General features: G+C 66.8%; 15 protein-coding genes and 1 tRNA gene. 4 read left to right on the top strand and 12 right to left on the bottom strand.

Features of this window, described 5'->3' with window-relative positions; translation table 11 throughout:
* Positions 1 to 12: 12 nt before the first annotated feature.
* Genes dop through Q1K09_RS03460 form a run of 4 tightly spaced genes read right to left on the bottom strand, consistent with a single transcriptional unit; the run spans position 13 to position 5,088 of the window.
* Entirely contained in the window at positions 13 to 1,737 is a 1,725-nt protein-coding gene (dop, locus tag Q1K09_RS03445; RefSeq protein ID WP_300343250.1) for a depupylase/deamidase Dop, read from the bottom strand.
* On the bottom strand, positions 1,734 to 3,329 hold the full coding sequence (arc, locus tag Q1K09_RS03450; RefSeq protein WP_300343252.1) for a proteasome ATPase: 1,596 nt from the start codon (positions 3,327 to 3,329) through the stop codon (positions 1,734 to 1,736). The genes dop and arc overlap by 4 nt, the downstream gene beginning before the upstream one ends.
* Positions 3,326 to 4,375 carry a tRNA (adenine-N1)-methyltransferase gene (locus tag Q1K09_RS03455; RefSeq protein ID WP_300343254.1) on the bottom strand — a complete coding sequence of 350 codons (1,050 nt, stop codon included), beginning with the start codon at positions 4,373 to 4,375 and terminating at the stop codon, positions 3,326 to 3,328. The genes arc and Q1K09_RS03455 overlap by 4 nt, the downstream gene beginning before the upstream one ends.
* Positions 4,372 to 5,088, bottom strand: coding sequence for an HAD family phosphatase (locus Q1K09_RS03460; protein ID WP_300343256.1), 717 nt, complete (start codon positions 5,086 to 5,088; stop codon positions 4,372 to 4,374). The genes Q1K09_RS03455 and Q1K09_RS03460 overlap by 4 nt, the downstream gene beginning before the upstream one ends.
* Positions 5,089 to 5,212: 124 nt before the next feature.
* On the opposite strand from Q1K09_RS03460, the gene Q1K09_RS03465 reads away from it, so the two are divergent.
* Together Q1K09_RS03465 and Q1K09_RS03470 are read left to right on the top strand one after the other, a co-directional pair.
* Positions 5,213 to 6,094, top strand: coding sequence for a PAC2 family protein (locus tag Q1K09_RS03465; RefSeq protein WP_300343321.1), 882 nt, complete (start codon positions 5,213 to 5,215; stop codon positions 6,092 to 6,094).
* Between the two features lie 164 nt (positions 6,095 to 6,258).
* A complete protein-coding gene (locus tag Q1K09_RS03470) occupies positions 6,259 to 6,708 on the top strand; it encodes a hypothetical protein (RefSeq protein WP_300343258.1) in 450 nt (149 codons plus the stop codon).
* 10 nt (positions 6,709 to 6,718) lie between these two features.
* Here Q1K09_RS03470 and mshC read toward each other — a convergent pair whose 3' ends face one another.
* From mshC to Q1K09_RS03485, 3 genes are all read right to left on the bottom strand, one after another.
* Positions 6,719 to 8,017, bottom strand: coding sequence for a cysteine--1-D-myo-inosityl 2-amino-2-deoxy-alpha-D-glucopyranoside ligase (gene mshC, locus Q1K09_RS03475; protein WP_300343260.1), 1,299 nt, complete (start codon positions 8,015 to 8,017; stop codon positions 6,719 to 6,721).
* Positions 8,018 to 8,066: 49 nt separating this feature from the next.
* Positions 8,067 to 8,894 carry an undecaprenyl-diphosphate phosphatase gene (locus tag Q1K09_RS03480; RefSeq protein ID WP_300343262.1) on the bottom strand — a complete coding sequence of 276 codons (828 nt, stop codon included), beginning with the start codon at positions 8,892 to 8,894 and terminating at the stop codon, positions 8,067 to 8,069.
* A 61-nt stretch (positions 8,895 to 8,955) separates the two neighbouring features.
* A complete protein-coding gene (locus tag Q1K09_RS03485) occupies positions 8,956 to 9,225 on the bottom strand; it encodes a hypothetical protein (RefSeq protein WP_300343264.1) in 270 nt (89 codons plus the stop codon).
* A 91-nt stretch (positions 9,226 to 9,316) separates the two neighbouring features.
* Between Q1K09_RS03485 and Q1K09_RS03490 the strand changes: the two genes are divergently transcribed.
* Positions 9,317 to 9,541 (top strand): DUF5703 family protein, encoded by a 225-nt coding sequence (locus tag Q1K09_RS03490; protein WP_300343266.1) that lies wholly within the window; start codon positions 9,317 to 9,319, stop codon positions 9,539 to 9,541.
* Between the two features lie 68 nt (positions 9,542 to 9,609).
* On the opposite strand, the gene Q1K09_RS03495 is transcribed toward Q1K09_RS03490, so the two are convergent.
* The 3 genes from Q1K09_RS03495 to Q1K09_RS03505 all read right to left on the bottom strand — a co-directional run bounded on the left by Q1K09_RS03495 (position 9,610) and on the right by Q1K09_RS03505 (position 11,952).
* Complete coding sequence (locus tag Q1K09_RS03495) at positions 9,610 to 10,926, bottom strand: M20/M25/M40 family metallo-hydrolase (protein WP_300343268.1); 1,317 nt, start codon at positions 10,924 to 10,926, stop codon at positions 9,610 to 9,612.
* A gap of 584 nt (positions 10,927 to 11,510) precedes the next feature.
* Positions 11,511 to 11,597: transfer RNA gene (locus tag Q1K09_RS03500), tRNA-Leu, on the bottom strand.
* A gap of 97 nt (positions 11,598 to 11,694) precedes the next feature.
* Complete coding sequence (locus Q1K09_RS03505; RefSeq protein ID WP_300343270.1) at positions 11,695 to 11,952, bottom strand: type B 50S ribosomal protein L31; 258 nt, start codon at positions 11,950 to 11,952, stop codon at positions 11,695 to 11,697.
* Positions 11,953 to 12,170: 218 nt separating this feature from the next.
* Between Q1K09_RS03505 and Q1K09_RS03510 the strand changes: the two genes are divergently transcribed.
* Positions 12,171 to 13,781: an AbgT family transporter gene (locus Q1K09_RS03510; RefSeq protein WP_300343271.1), complete on the top strand. Its 1,611-nt coding sequence runs from the start codon at positions 12,171 to 12,173 to the stop codon at positions 13,779 to 13,781.
* A gap of 18 nt (positions 13,782 to 13,799) precedes the next feature.
* Here the strand turns inward: Q1K09_RS03510 and Q1K09_RS03515 are convergent, their stop codons facing one another.
* Together Q1K09_RS03515 and Q1K09_RS03520 are read right to left on the bottom strand one after the other, a co-directional pair.
* Positions 13,800 to 14,693 carry a sulfite exporter TauE/SafE family protein gene (locus Q1K09_RS03515; protein ID WP_300343273.1) on the bottom strand — a complete coding sequence of 298 codons (894 nt, stop codon included), beginning with the start codon at positions 14,691 to 14,693 and terminating at the stop codon, positions 13,800 to 13,802.
* Positions 14,693 to 15,478 carry an ABC transporter ATP-binding protein gene (locus tag Q1K09_RS03520; protein WP_300343275.1) on the bottom strand — a complete coding sequence of 262 codons (786 nt, stop codon included), beginning with the start codon at positions 15,476 to 15,478 and terminating at the stop codon, positions 14,693 to 14,695. The genes Q1K09_RS03515 and Q1K09_RS03520 overlap by 1 nt, the downstream gene beginning before the upstream one ends.
* Positions 15,479 to 15,527 lie beyond the last annotated feature (49 nt).

Genomic DNA, 15,527 nt, shown 5'->3' on the forward strand with positions numbered 1-15,527 from the left:
TGCTCTGCCGGGTTATTCCCGGTCTCCGAGCAGCTGGCGCAGCTGCTGGATCAGGGCGGCAGCGTCGGGAGCGGAGGTCAGGATGTGCTCGACCTCCACCCGGGTGCCGGCCTGGGGATCGGGCAGCTGCAGCCGCACCGGCGGGGAGGCCTCACAGGGGCGCAGCAGAATCTGGTCCCAGGAGGCGCCGGCGACGGCGTCGCTGTGCTCGGTGACCAGGCGGCCGCGCAGCCAGGCGCGGGTCTCCTCCGGCGGGTGGGAGGCCGCCCAGGTGATCTGCTCGTCGGTGAAGAGCCGGCGCATCCGTCCGGCCCGGGCCAGCCGGTAGTAGAGTCCCTTCTCCTCGCGCAGGTCGTGGTACTGCAGGTCGAGCAGTCCCAGGCGCGGTGAGTCCCAGTCCAGCCCGTCGCGGCGCCGGTAGGACTCGATCAGCTGAAGCTTGGCCACCCAGTCCACCCGGTCGGCAGCCCGGGCGGGGTCCTCGGTCAGATCGGACAGCACCTCTTCCCAGGCCTCCAGCACTTCGGCGGTCTCAGTGTCCGGCACGGCGTGCGGGAGCCCGGGGGTGGAGACCTCTGCGGCGTGGGAGACTGCGGCCCGCAGGTAGAGGCGCTGGATCTCCAGGGCGGTCATCGGGCCGCGGTCGGTTCCCACTGTGGTGGTCAGTGTCGGGTCGTGGGAGATGTCCTTCAACGCCTGCACCGGGTCGGTCAGCCGCAGCTGCGGGACCCGCCCGGCTTCGATGAGGTCCAGCACCAGGGCGGTGGTGCCCACCCGCAGCCAGGCGGAGTATTCGCTCATATTGGCGTCGCCTATGATCACGTGCAGCCGCCGCCAGGTGTCGTAGTGGGCGTGGGGCTCGTCGCGGGTGTTGATGATGGGCCGGCGCACCGTTGTCTCCAAGCCGACCTCCTCTTCGAAGAAGTCGGCGCGCTGGGAGATCTGGTACCCGGGGGTCTGGGCGCGCTGGCCGATGCCCAGCCGGCCGGCGCCGCAGATGATCTGCCGGGTGGTGAAGAACGGCAGCAGTCCGGCCACCAGGTCGTCGAAGCTCACGCTGCGCGGAACCAGGTAGTTCTCATGCGCGCCGTAGGAGACCGACTTGTTGTCGGTGTTGTTCTTGTACAGCAGCACCTCGGGGGATCCGGGTTCGCTGGCCAGCCGGCGGGCCGCGGCACGGGCGACGACGTCGCCGGCGACGTCGTAGAGCACCGCTCTTTTGGCTCCGACGGTCTCCGGGGCGGAGTACTCAGGGTGGGCGTGGTCCACGTAGAAGCGTGCCCCGTTGCCCAGCACCAGGTTCATCAGCAGCTGCGGCTGGTCCTGCTGGAGTTGGAAGAAGTCGCCGCGCCAGTGTGCTGAACCGGGCGCGTGGAACTCTGCACGCTCGGCGGTGTCGGCAGGACTGGGGTCCCCGCCGGAGATATTGCCCAGGGCGTCGCGCACCGCCCCGGAGCCGCCTTCCTGCTCGGCGGCGTAGCTGAGCGCTTCGGCGGAGTCGGTGAGCTGACTGGGGTGGGCGGCCGAGCGGGGCAGCACCCAGCCGCGGGCGTCCACCAGCGGGGATTCGGACTGGTAGTCCCATTCGGTGCCGGCCACCGCTCCCCCGTTCTCCGTGACGTGGGCCGCGTAGGCGTTGACCAGCTCGATGGACAGCGCCACGTGGCTGGCGCGCGGGTTGGCGGGGGCGTGGATCCCGTATTCGGTCTCCATGCCGATGATCCGACGCACGCTCATTGCAGCCCGAGTCCTGCCGCCATTGCCCGCTGCTCAGCCATCTCTGCGACGACCGCCTCCTCCAGATGACCGGTGGTCAGGCCCTTGGCGCTGGGGTCCTCTCCGCTGGCCAGGAACTCCTTGATGGCTGCCTTCTTGGCACGGTCCACAATATTGCTCAGCACCGCTCCGGACATGAAGCCGGCCTGGTCCGGGTAGAGCTGGGCGACCACGGTGTCGATCAGCGCATCGCGGGCCGCATCGTATCCGCCGTGGTCCTCCACCAGGCTGCTGCGCAGCGGCAGTCTGCCGCCCAGGTGGATGCGCAGGATCTCCCGGGCGCCCTGGGCCGAAGGCCGCTGCACCCGGATCTTCACGTCCAGCCGGCCCGGGCGCAGAATGGCCGGGTCGATCATATCCTCACGGTTGGAGGCTCCGATGACGATCACGTTGTCCAGTGATTCCACCCCGTCGATCTCGGCCAGCAGCTGCGGGACGATGGTGGTCTCCACATCGGAGGACACACCGGTGCCGCGGGTGCGGAACAGGGCCTCCATCTCGTCGAAGAACACCACCACGGGCCGGCCTTCCGAGGCGCGTTCGCGGGCGCGGGAGAAGATCACCCGGATATGCCGCTCCGTCTCCCCGACGTATTTGTTCAGCAGCTCCGGGCCTTTGATGTTCAGGAAGCTGGCCCGGCGCATGCTTTCCAGCGAGGAGCCGCCGTCGCGGGCCAGCACTTGACCGGCCAGCGAGTTGGCCACTGCTTTGGCGATCATTGTCTTGCCGCATCCGGGGGGGCCGTAGAGCAGGATGCCCTTGGGCGCCTGAAGACCGTGCTCCCGGTAGAGTCCCGCGTGCAGGAAGGGCAGTTCGACGGCGTCGCGGATCTGTTCGATCTGCTCAGCCAGCCCGCCGATGTCGCTGTAGGTGACATCCGGGGTCTCTTCCAGCACCACGTCCTCGACCTCGGACAGCGGCACCACTTCGGTCGCGGTTCCGGTGCGCAGGTCCACCACCACGGCATCGCCGATGCGCACTCCCGGCTGCTTGTCCTGGCCGTCCAGGGGGGCTAGCGCTGACGGTGCCAGGCGCACCACGCGCTCCTCCTCGCCGCGGGCGATGATCACCAGCCGCTGGTCGTCCAGGATCTCCTTGACCCGCGCGATCTCCCCGGTGCCCTCCGGCGCGGCCACGGCGACGATGGTGTAGTTCTCATTGAGCAGCACTTCGCTTCCGGCGGTGAGCTCCTCGGGCTTGAGCAGCGGGGAGACGGCGACCCGCATTTTGCGGCCGGAGTGCAGCACATCGCATCCGGGCTGGGTGGCGGCCTCGATCTCCCTGCCTTCGGTGCGGGGCCTCCCGGGCCGGTAGGCCAGCACGGTCGCGTAGGTGAACGGCGGCTGTCCGTCGGCCTCCAGGGCCTCCTTCAGCTGCTCGATCTGCCCGCGGGTGGCCTTCAGCAGACCCTGCATCCGCTCATTATTGCGTCCGGCGGTCTGCAGCTGGGTCTCTAAGTCGCGGGCTCGCTGGCGCAGGTTGTCGATCTGCCGGTGTGCCCGCTCCAGTTTGGTCTCCAGCTGGTCGGTGAGCTGGTCTGTCTGCTCACTCATTCTGGCACCTCCTTGGCCGCCTCGGCGATCTTCTCCGCATGGCCCGCGGCTTTGCGGGCCTTCTTCTTCGATACCACCCGAGCCTTGAGGCTTGCTTCATCCCATGGGGGATCCTCGGCCTCACCCTGCCATGCGGTGCCGGACCAGGCGGCAGTGTCCTCTGCAGAGGGTTCGGAGACCTTCTCGCGCTTCTTCAGCTGCAGGGGCCGCTGGTCGCCGGCCAAGCGCCGGGCGGAGAGCAGGAATCCGGTGTGGGCCACCATCCGGTGATCGGGCCGCACCGCCAAGCCGTCCAGATGCCAGGTGCGCAGCATGGTCTCGTGGGCCTCCGGCTCGGTGAAGCCCCCGCTGGCGCGCAGTGCCTCCGCCAGGCGGGACAGCTGGGTGACGGTGGCCACGTAGCTGACCCACACTCCCCCGGGCGCCAGGATGGTGCGCACCATCTCCAGGCAGTCCCAGGGGGCCAGCATGTCCAGCACCACTCGGTCCACGCTGCCCGGAGCCTCCACTTCCAGGGGCTTCTGGGCGGCGTCTCCGAGGTGGATCTCCCAGCCCGGATGGGGCTCGCCGAAGAATCCCTCCACATTTCCGCGGGCGATGCGGGCGAACTCCTCACGCAGCTCGTAGGAGTGCAGGGTTCCAGCATCGCCTACGGCGCGCAGCAGGGAGATGGACAGGGCCCCGGATCCGACCCCAGCCTCCACCACGTGGGCGCCGGGAAAGACGTCGGCCACCTGCACAATCTGGGCCGAGTCCTTCGGGTAGACCACAGTGGCCCCGCGCGGCATGGAGAGCACATAGTCGTTCAGCAGCGGCCGCAGCACCTGGTACTCGTAGCCGGCGTCGTTGGCCACCACGATCCCTTCGGTGCGTCCGATGATGGAGTCGTGGCGCAGCACCCCTTGGTGGGTGTGCCATTCCCCGCCGGCGGCCAGGGTGATGGTGGACTTCCGGCCCTTGTAGTCGGTCAGCTGCACACGCTGTCCAGGCTGCAGCGGACCGGTGCGCATATGTGCGCCCACGGGGCGCCCCGGGCTGCCGGTCATGCGCCGACCGCTGCAGTGTCGGCGGCAGGAACAGGCCGGTGCAGCAGTTCGGCGAGGTCCTCGGAGGTGACGCCCTCCAGCGTCTCCAGCAGGTGCCATTTCCCGGTCTCAGGCAGCTGGGAGTAGTGCGGCACGGCAAGGGTGACCATCCCGGAGGCGGCTGCCGCGGCGGTGCCGGGGACCGAGTCCTCGATGGCGATGCACTGAGCGCGGCGCAGCGGCTCTCCTGTGCGCTGCTGGTGGTCGGAGGCCATCGTGTCGAATGCCAGGTGGTAGGCCTCAGGGTCGGGCTTGCCGGCGGTGACCATGTCTCCGGAGACGATGAATTCGAGGCGGCCCTCCGGCAGGGCTGCGACGATCGCCTCGGCCAGCGGCTTGTAACTCATGGTCACCAGGGCGCAACGCACATCGGCCTGGTGAAGGTCCTCCAGCAGCTGCCGGGCGCCGGGCCGCCATGGGATCTGCTCGGCGCATCTGGCAGCAACGTCGGCGGTGAGGTGATCGATGATCTCTGTGGTGCCCATGGTGACCCCGGCCCGCTGCAGCACCGCCGCGGAGTACTCCAGAGCCTGGCCGACCAGCAGGTGGGCCTGCTCGTCGCTCCATGTGCCGCCGTGGGCGGCGACAAGATCGTGCTCGGAGGCGATCCAGTAGGGCTCGGTGTCCACCAGGGTGCCGTCCATATCCCAGAAGACGGCCTGCAAATCTGACATGCCCACCATCGTACGCTTCCGATGCATCGGCTCTGGGGCTAGTGTGAGAAACGTGACCGACCCGAATCAGCAGCCCGCATCTGAGGATCCGGACGCCCCCGCGGAGAGCATCGACAGGGCGGATCTGCTGGCCGCTCACCTGCAGCGGCTGGCGTCCGAGGCGGGAGCCGGCAGCGATCGGCCCACTGTCATGGTGCTGGCCTTTGAGGGCTGGAACGACGCCGGCGGCGCCGCCTCAGCCGCAGTGCGCAGTGTGGCGCAGGCGCTGGATGCCGAGCTGGTGGAGAAGCTGACCGATGAGGAGTACTACGACTTCCAGTTCTCCCGTCCCAAGGTGGTCCGAACCGCCGGGCACCGGGAGATCATCTGGCCCTCCACCACGATCCTGCGCGCCAGCCCCGCCTCCGGGGCCTTCGACGTGCTGTTCGTCCACGGCGTCGAGCCCAGCTTCCGGTGGCAGGCCTACACCGCTGATCTGCTGACAAAGGCGGCGGAGTATGCGGTGGACGCGGTAGTCCTGCTGGGGGCGCTGCTGGCTGATGTGCCGCATACCCGGCCGATTCCTGCCTCCTACTCCAGTGAGGACGAGCAGCTGCGTGAGCTGCTGGATATTGACGAGCCCACCTACGAGGGTCCGGTGGGGATTGTGGGGGTGATGGCCCATACCGCGCATCAGGCCGGCATTCCTGCAATTTCCCTGTGGGCTGCGGTGCCGCACTATGTGGGGCAGGCGCCCTCGCCGAAGGCGCAGCTGGCGCTGATGCGCAAGCTGGAGGAGCTGCTGGGCCTTACCCTGGAGGCCCAGCAGACCGAGGAGATCGCGGAGGATGCCGCGGCCTGGGAACGCGGCGTCGATGAGCTCGCCGAAGAGGACTCGGAGATCGGCGAGTACGTCAAGCGTCTGGAGGAGGCCACGGACACCACGAACCTGCCCGAGGCTTCCGGCGAGGCGATCGCCGAGGAGTTCGAACGCTACCTGCGGCGGCGCAAACCCCCGGAGAGCTGATCGGCATGAATCCGTCGCTCACGGTCCCCGATCCGCGTCAGGAGGCCCGGGCGCTGCTGGAGCAGATGCCTTGCCCTGTGTATTGGCTCGAGGACCTCCCGGGGTGGCATTTGAGCAGCTACTTCGAGGTCAGCTCCAGTGTCCGGTCGGACAGTGTTATGGGAATGACTGTGAAGCTCTTCTGCACCGAGGTCGAGGTGGCCTCCGAGCCTCATGAACCGGCGGGTAAGACCGGGTGGCTGCATGAGTGGCTGCGCCTCAACGAGTCGCCTCTGCTGTGGAGCGCTGTGCACACCCACTGGCTCGAATCGACATCAGATGGCAGCGGCGCGGCAGCGATGCTGGGGGACCACGTCAGGAATGTCGCGCGTAATTCGAGGCGTCCTGCGGCTGAACCACGCGCTGCCACGGATATCTTGACCCCCGGCGCCATCGAGATCGACTCGCGCCCCCGCCCCTGCTGGTGGCTGGACGAGAACTCACCGTTCGCAGGCTGCATCTCCCAGCTCGACGACTCCGTCTATGTGTCAGCGGTCGTGCGCCGGGAGCTCCTGCCTCCGGAGTACTCACTGGCTCTGGGCACGGTTGATTCGTCGAAGTTGCTCCAGAGCTAGCAGACTCCTCCTAGTCAGTGCTGGAAGGACTCCCGTCGGCCAGGTCGATGCCCAGCAGCGCCAGAACCACGTCGCGCACCCGCGCCCGGCTGGTCTGAGCTGCCAGATGACCTTCGGCCCACATGTCCAGCTGGTCCAGGGCCGCCGGAGCGTTGAGGTCCAGAGCCAGAATCGACATCAGTGCGTACTGCAGCTCGTCAGGCTCCTCGGCAGATTCGCCCGGGTTCTGCTCCGGGGCACGCTGCAGGGCCTGCTTCCAGCGCTGGAGGCGCCCTGAGGCCAGAGCCAGATCGGCGTCGGTGTAGCTCCAGTCGGTGCGCCAGTGGTGGCTCAGCAGCAGGGTGCGCACAGCCTGCGGGTCCTCGCCGCGAGCCCGAAGCTGGGAGACCAGCACCAGGTTGCCTTTGGACTTGGACATCTTCTCGCCGTCGAGCCCCACCATGCCGGTGTGCATATAGCGCTCAGCCAGCGCGACGCCGTCAGCGGCTGTGGCGTGGGCTGCCGAGAACTCATGGTGCGGGAAGCGCAGATCGCTGCCGCCACCCTGCACGGTGAAGGGTGCCGGCAGATGTCGGCGCGCGATCACCGAGCATTCAATGTGCCAGCCGGGCCGGCCGCGGCCCAGGGCGCCTCCGTCCCATTCGGGCTCACCCTCCCGCCGCGCTCGCCACAGCAGCGGATCCAGACGGTCGCGCTTGCCGGGCCGCTGCGGGTCTCCCCCGCGCTCGCCGAAGAGCGAATCCATGGTGGGACGGTCATAGCCGCCCACGCTGCCGAGCCTCCAGTCAGTGCGGCTCTCCGCTTCTGCGATGTCGAAGTAGTAGTCATCGCCGTCGGCGTCCTCGGCCGGGACCCGGTAGGCGATCCCGAGCTCGGCCAGGCGCTCCACGTCCTCAACGATCGCCGGAATCATCTCCACGGCCCCCAGGTAGGAGTTCGGCGGGATCACCGAGAGCGCAGCCATATCCTGACGGAACAGTTCGGTCTGCTCCTCGGCCAGTTCACGCCAGTCTGCGCCGGTGGCCTCGGCACGCTCCAACAGCGGGTCGTCGATATCGGTGACGTTCTGCACATAGTTGACCTGCACTCCGCAGGCCAGCCAGTAGCGCACCAGCAGATCGAACTGCACATAGGTGTTGGCATGCCCCAGGTGGGTGGCGTCATAGGGAGTGATCCCGCAGACATAGAGGGAGGCTGCCCCCTGGCGGGAGTGGGTCGGCAGCGTGGTGGAGTGCGGAGTGTCGAAAAGCTCGAGGCTTTCGGCGAGCCGGGGCAGGCTGGGCACTTGGGGGGCGCTCCACGATTTCACACAGTTGATCCTCTCACAGGGGGCGAGTCCGCCGGGGAGACAACTCGCCTCAGGCGTTGATAATTCCGAAGCCCAGGCAGATGTAGACGAACAGTCCCAGGATGATCCGGTAGTTCACGAACAGTGTGTAGGAGTGGGTGGAGACGTATTTGAGGAACCAGCCGATGATCACGTAGGCCACCACGAAGCCTACGCCGGTGGCCAGCATGGTCTGGGCGAAGGTGTAGGGTCCCTGCGGCTCGTCGAAGGAGCCGATGAGTTTGTAGAACCCGGAGCCGAAGACCGCAGGAATCGCCAGCAGGAAGGAGTAGCGGGCCGCGGCTTCGCGGGTGTAACCCATCAGCAGACCGGCAGTGATGGTGCCGCCGGAGCGCGAGACGCCGGGGATCAGGGCCAGCGACTGGGCGAGACCGAAGAGGATGCCGTCGCGCACGCTGAGCTCCTCCAGGGGTTTGCGCTGCTTGCCGTAGTGGTCGGCCACTGCCAGCAGGAACCCGAAGACCACCAGCATGGTGGCAGTCAGCCAGAGTGTGCGGAAGACAGTGTCGATGTAGTCCTCCAGCAGCAGGCCCAGCACCACGATCGGGATTGTGCCCACGATGATCATCCAGCCCATCCGGGCATCGGGATCGCTGTGCGGAAGACGTCCGGCCACGGCGGCGAACCAGGCCCGCAGGATCCGCAGGATGTCCCTCCAGAAGTAGACCACCACGGCAGCTTCGGTCCCCAATTGGCTGATCGCGGTGAACGCCGATCCGGGATCTGCAGCTCCGGGGAGGAACTCTCCGACGATGCGCAGGTGCGCTGAGCTGGAGATGGGGAGGAACTCGGTCAGACCCTGGACCAGACCAAGGATGATGGCTTCTATCCACTGCACGGGTGAAGCCTAATGCACCTGCGCGGACCTCATCCGGCGGGCGCGCGGGGTCTGCCGCGGCTCAGTCGTCTTCGAGCTCGTCGTCGAGGTCCTCGTCGTCGTCGAGCACATCGTCGACGTCGTCGGCCTCCTCATCATAGAGATCCAGCGGCGTGACCTCGCCGGTGGCTGCGAACAGCGCGTCCTCGTAGGCTTCAAAGGCATCAGCCACACCGTAGAAGGCGGTCTCCACCGCGGGATCGTTCTCGCCGCGGCGGTTCACAGCGGCGGAGAGGTGCTCCTCCAGAGCGTTGGTGAGTGCGCTCAGGGCGATGCGAGGATCGATGTTCATAGCCTCACAGTATCAATGCTTGATCGGCGAGGTAAGACCCAATTCCGCGTCGCGTCCCTGCGCGGTTGACCGATGTCCTACAGTGGTCTCCATGTTGGCCACTGACCGCTATGTCACCGAGACCGACGACGGCCGCGGCTGGGAGTATATGGTGCTGACGTGCCAGCCCCGTGAGTCGCTGGCGGAGGTGCGACGCCGGGTGATAGACCACGCTGAGTACGGCCGCTGGGAGCTGCGCCGCTCCGCGCTCTACACCGGAGGAGTGCGCAAGTATTGGCTGCGGCGGCGAATTATGCGGGTAGTCCGCACCGCATAGCCCACAGTGACCTGGCCGGCAGGGCGTTGCCCGGTGTCCTGCCCGGCGGCGCTGTTCTGACCGGTGTCCTACTGGGCGGTGAGGAACCGGTGCAGCACCCGCACACCGAACTGCAGCGCGTCCACCGGTACTCGTTCATCGACTCCGTGGAACATGCCGGTGAAGTCCAAGTCTGCCGGCAGTCTCAGCGGCGCGAATCCGTAGCCGGTGACCCCCAGCTTGGCCAGGTGCTTATTGTCGGTGCCGCCGCCGAGCATATAGGGCAGCACTGTGGCCTCGGGATCCTCAGCGCGCAGGGAGTCGATCATCTGCTCCACCAGGGTGCCGGAGAAGGGGACCTCCAGGGCGATGCCCTCATTGAGCAGCTCGAAGCGGACCTTCTCCCCGGCCAGCTCCATCAGAGTCGCCGCCACCTTGGCGTCCTGCTCCGGCAGGGTGCGGGCGTCGACGAGCGCCTCTGCCTGGCCGGGGACCACATTGTGCTTGTACCCGGCGGTCAGCAGCGTGGGGTTGGAGGTGTTGCGCAGGGTCGCGGCGATGAACCGGGCGGTGGGTCCGGTGGCCTCCAGCAGCTCGCTGGGGTCCTCCGGGTCGAAGGGAATGCCGGTGAGCTCGGAGAGCTGCTCGAACAGCGCCCGGGTGGTCTTGGTGTACTCGATGGGCCATTCGTGGCTGCCGATGGCGGCGACGGCTTCGGCCAGGTGGACCACGGGGTTGTCATCGTGGACAGCCGAGCCGTGTCCGGCGGTGCCCTCGGCAATCATCTTGGTCCAGTGGATGCCCTTCTCTCCGGTCTGGATGAGATAGGCGCGGTGGCCGGCGATATCGGCGGAGAACCCGCCGACCTCGCTGATGGCTTCAGTGGCGCCGTCGAAGACCTCAGGGTGGGTATCTGTGAGCCAGCGTGCCCCGTAGGCGCCGTTGTCCTCCTCATCGGCGAAGAAGGCGAAGATGATGTCCCGCTGCGGCTGATGGCCCTCTCGCGACATCTGCAGCAGGCTGGCCAGGATCATGGCGTCCATGTCCTTCATGTCCACTGCGCCGCGGCCCCAGATCAGGCCGTCGATCAGTTCCGCGCCGAACGGGTCCACCTGCCAGTCCTCCGCCTGGGCGGGCACCACATCCAGGTGACCGTGGACCACCAGGGCTCCGGCCTCCGGATCGGTGCCGCGCATTCGTGCGACCACATTGGTCCGCCCGGCCTCACGCTCGAAGAACTGCGGCTCCAGGCCGGCCTGGCGCATGATCTCTGCGCAGTACTCGGCCGCTTCGCGCTCTCCCTTGGACTTCCCCTCACCCCAGTTGGTGGTGTCAATGCGGATGAGGTCGCGGCAGAAGTCCACCACGTCCTGTTCGGCCTGTGCTGAAGGATTGGTTGCTGCCATGGATTCCACATTACCTGCGCACTCGCCGCAGGCCCGGCAGCGTTGCCCTCGTGAGCCGCACTCCGCCCAGCGCCGGCCCCCGGGCGCCCACATCGCGCGCCCATCCTCTGGCGTTACGTGCTGGAAAGTGCTGAACTCGGCTCTTCAGGACCGGGGTTTGGGCCCATCCGGCACGTAACGTACGCTGAGCAGCCCGGGAGCCCTGGTCGCCGGTGACGAGAGGCCGTCCGCTCAGCCTTCCCGGCCCCGGACGGCATCTGTATTGTGGCTGTATGCGTGAGCCAGGTCGCCAAGGATCGGAAGCGCCCATCACATGGAGCGGGCTCACGGGTTGAGCGGTTATGGTCAGTGCATGATTATCAGGACGATCTTGCTGCGGGTGGGCCGGGCGCTGTTCCGGCGGTGGTGTCGAGGCGGCAGGGGGCGTCAGCAGGCTCCACCGAGGTGACCCCTGCTCCCCCGGGCGCGCTGACGCCACATCAGATTCAGAGTCGCAGCGGCGCGAGCGAGCCGACACGCACCTGGGAACGACAAAACCCGGCCTGAGTCAGGATTGCTCCTGATCAGACCGGGTTCCGATACTGTGCGCGGAGCGGGACTTGAACCCGCACCCTCATTAATAGAGGACTAGCACCTCAAGCTAGCGCGTCTACCTATTCCGCCACCCGCGCAGGGGGTCTGCTGCCACGCTGAGAGCCTCATTGTGGAGCCAAGAGAGCTTAGCACGACAGCAGCCGGGCGGCCCAAATGCAGGCCGCTGAGGGAGTCTTACTTCTTGCCGCCGAAGCCCTTGAAGCGCTGGTTGAAGCGCTCCACACGGCCGGCGGAGTCCATGATCCGCTGCTTGCCGGTGTAGAAGGGGTGCGAAGCGGCGGAGATCTCGACGTCGATCACCGGGTAGGTGTTGCCGTCCTCCCACTCCATGGTCTTCTCCGAAGTGACGGTGGAGCGGGTGAGAACCTTCTCGCCGGAGGAGAGGTCGTTGAAGATCACCGGCTGGTAGGTCGGGTGAATATCTGACTTCATAGGTGTGGTGTCCTTTTCGTGCGCCGCTGGATTTTGCCAGAAGCTGGGGTTTCTCAGACAGAGCACATCACGGCAAATGCCTGATGGCCAACACTCCATGCTACCGCACCCGCCCGAATCCCCCCAATTCGCCCGGCGCAGAGGGGCGCCCCCTACAATTGGGCGCGCGCCAAACGGCTCATCCGACCATTCAACTGGCTGAAAGTGCATACAGAACTATGAGTACTCCCCCGAACGATCCGGACTCCCCGGACCAGACTGAGGACGCCTCAGGAGCAGCGGTGACTGCCAAGAGCAAACCGCACGGCCCCTTCCAACGGTTCCTCGACGTCATCGAGTTCGCCGGAAACAAGCTCCCCCATCCGGCCACGCTTTTCGCGCTGCTGGCGCTGCTGGTGGTCGTGCTCTCCTGGATCTTCTCTCAGCTGGGCCTCAGCGTGGAGGACCCCCTGGAGGGCGAGCAGGTGGAGGTCTTCAACCTGCTCTCTGCTGAGGGTGTGGAGTGGATGTTCACCTCCATGGTGGACAACTTCATCGGCTTCGCTCCGCTGGGCGTGGTGCTGGCCACCATGATCGGCATCGGTATGGCCGAGCAGTCCGGGCTGATCGGCACTGCGCTGCGCAGCTTCATCCTCGCCATCCCCCGGACCCTGGTCACCTTCGCCATCGTGTTCGCCGGCATCATGTCTTCGGTGGCCTCCGACGCCGGCTACGTGGTGCTGCCACCGCTGGCAGCGATCCTGTTCGTCTCCTTGGGCCGGCACCCCTTGGCCGGCATCGCAGCGGCCTTCGCCGGTGTCTCGGCAGGGTTCAGCGCGAACCTGCTGCTCTCGGGCACCGATGTGCTGCTGGGTGAGCTGACCATCGAGGCGGCCGCCACAGTGGACCCGGGATACGCCGACCAGATGAACCTGGCCATGAACTACTGGTTCATCATCGTCTCCACCTTCGTGCTGGCTATCGTCGGCACCCTGGTCAGCCAGTTCCTCGTCGAGCCCCGCCTGGGCGAGTGGAAGGGTGAGGGTGTGCTCAAGGGCGAAGACCGCGACTCCCTGAAGATCACCTCGCTGGAGAAGAAGGGCCTGATCGCCGCAGGCATCTCGCTGGTGGTCACCGTGGGTCTGCTTCTGCTGCTGATCGTTCCGGAGAATGCCGTGCTGCGCGGCGAGGACGGGGCGATCGTTCAGTCACCGTTTATGAGCTCGCTGGTGGTGGTCATCATCATCGCCTTCTTCATCCCCGGCCTGGTGTACGGGATCGTCACCAAGGTGGTCCGTAATGACACCGATGTGGTCAACCAGCTCTCCCAGACTCTGGCCGGTATGGCGATGTTCCTGGTGCTGGCTTTCACCGCCGGGCAGTTCATCGCCTACTTCAACCAGTCCAATCTGGGCCTGATCGTTTCGGTGATCGGAGCGGAGGCGCTGGACTCCATCAACCTCACCGGCCTTCCGCTGGTTCTGGTGTTCATGGCGTTCGTCGCGATTGTGAACCTCTTTGTCGGATCGGCCTCGGCCAAGTGGGCGATGCTGGCTCCGGTAATGGTCCCGATCATGATGCATCTGGGCATCTCTCCGGAGTTCACCCAGGCCGCGTACCGCGTCTCCGACTCGGCCACCAATATCCTCAGCCCGCTGATGACCTACTTTGCGCTGATCATCGCGGTGGCCCAGCGCTACGACAAGCGACTGGGCATCGGCTCGCTGGTCTCAGTCATGCTGCCCTACTCGCTGGCGTTCATGGGCGTGTGGACGCTGATGACACTTGGGTGGATGTGGCTGGATGTGCCGCTGGGACCGAACGCGCCGATCTACTACGAGGCGCCCTAGCAGAATCAGCCGTCCGGCTCAGCCCACCACGAGGTTGCGCAGCACCACCACCAAGGCCACCAGGCCCAGCAGGATGATGATGCTGCGCAGCACCACCGGGCTGAGCCGGCGGCCGACCCAGGCTCCGATCAGGCCCCCGGCGGTGGAGCCGACGGCGATCAGGGCCACCACGCCCCAGAGAATGACCCGCTCGTCCGGGTCGCGCATGAGGTAGTCGACCAGCACGTAGCTGATCGCCGCGGTGAGGTTCACAAACGCCACCAGCAGGTTCTTCACACCATTGGCCTGCTGGATGGTGGCCGCCAGCAGCACCCCCAGGACGCCCATCAGTAGAATTCCCTGGGCGGCCACGAAGTAGCCGCCGTAGATTCCCGCCAGGAACACCAGAAGAATCAGCGGCCAGCCCACCGAGTCAGCCGCCTTGCGCGCAACACTCTCCGGATCCTCCCCCGGCTGGGGCGTCTCCGGATCAGGATCTGCAGTGCGCTCGGCGGCACGGCGCCGCACCCAGCGAGCCAAGCGGGGTTGGGCGATGACCATGCCTAGGGAGATCAGGATCAGCACCGGGGCAACCCGCGCAAAGACTTCCTCAGGCAGGGTGATCAGCAGCGTCGCACCGATGACCCCACCGGCGAAGGAGGCCGGCACCAGCTTGGCCAGCACCGGTCTGACCTGCGCGATCTCCCGACGGTAGCCCCAGGCGCCGGTGAAGTTGCCGGCAATCAGCCCCATCGCATTGGACACTGTTGCCGACACCGGGGGCACTCCCATGGCCACCAGCACGGGGAAGGTCACCAGGGTTCCCGAGCCCACCACCGTGTTGATGGCTCCGGCCCATACCGCCGCCAGCAGAATCAGCGCCAGTCCACCGAGGCCCAGCCCGTGCAGCTCAACGCCGAGCAGCGCCTCCATCAGCGCTTCATAAAGGCCGAGTAGCGGCCGTCACGCTCCACCAGCTGAAGCGGCATGTCAAAGGTGGCGCTGAGGCTCTCCGAGGTCAGGGTCTGACCGATCGGCCCTGCCGCCACTGCTTCCCCGTCGCGCATCAGCAGCACATGGGTGAAGCCCGGGGGAATCTCCTCCAGGTGGTGCGTCACCAGAATCGTGGCCGGGGCCTCCGCGCTGCCGATCAGCTCAGAGGTGCGCTCCACCAGGGACTCCCGGCCGGCCAGATCCAGTCCGGCGCCCGGCTCGTCCAGCAGCAGCAGCTCCGGGTCAGTCATCAGGGCCCGGGCGATCTGCACCCGCTTGCGCTCCCCTTCGCTGAGCGAGGCGAAGGGACGGTCGAAGACGGTACCGACCCCCCAGTCGTTGAGCAGCTGGAAGGCCCGCCGCTCATCCAGACGCTCATACTCCTCCCGCCAGCGGCCGGTCACTCCGTAGGCGGCGGTGACCACCACGTTCAGCGCGGTCTCATGGCCCGGCAGCGAGTTCGCCACAGCATTGGAGCACAGGCCTACCCGCGGCCGCAGCTCAAAGACGTCCACCTGCCCGAGGGTCTCCTCCAGCACCTGGGCCTTTCCCGTGGTGGGGAACAGCCGGCCGGCGGCGATCTGCAGCAGTGTGGTCTTCCCCGCCCCGTTGGGCCCCAGAATCACCCAGCGCTGGTCTTCGAACACTTCGAAGCTGATGTTGTTGAGAAGGTGCTTGCGGCCCCGGCGGACCGTCACGCCGTCGAGGTTCAGGACTGGACTCATGGTCAACACACTATCTAACGAGCCGCGGCCGCAGGCCACGCGGCACAGC

Source organism: Nesterenkonia sp. (assembly GCF_029265375.1).
Classification (GTDB): domain Bacteria; phylum Actinomycetota; class Actinomycetes; order Actinomycetales; family Micrococcaceae; genus Nesterenkonia.